This is a genomic window from Limimaricola sp. G21655-S1 (genome assembly GCF_027213785.1).
Taxonomy (GTDB): Bacteria; Pseudomonadota; Alphaproteobacteria; order Rhodobacterales; family Rhodobacteraceae; genus Limimaricola.
In genome coordinates this window covers 1-279 of the sequence record NZ_JAPWGO010000189.1, presented here as the reverse complement: position 1 = coordinate 279, position 279 = coordinate 1, and the positions used below count along the sequence as shown (strand labels likewise).

General features: G+C 62.0%; 1 pseudogene. It reads left to right on the top strand.

Features of this window, described 5'->3' with window-relative positions:
• A pseudogene (locus O4G76_RS20410) lies at nucleotides 1-279 on the top strand (MFS transporter); the annotation flags it as partial.

Here is a 279-nt window from a genome sequence, read left to right as displayed (position 1 = left end):
GTTTCGGCGTGGGCTTTATCGGCGCGGAGTTTGCGCTGATCTTTGTCAATGCGCAGCTGCCCTCGCTCGGCACCAAAGAAGAGGTCGGGCAGGTTTCAGGCTCGGGGTTCGCCTTTGGCTACCTCGGCGGGGTGATTGCGCTGTTTATCATGCTGTTGTTGTTCGTTGAACAAGACAGCGGCAAGACGCTGATCGGCCTTGATCCCGTGCTGGGACTGGACGTCAGCGCCCGCGAGGGCACCCGCGCGGTGGGCCCCTTTGTGGCGATCTGGTTTGCGC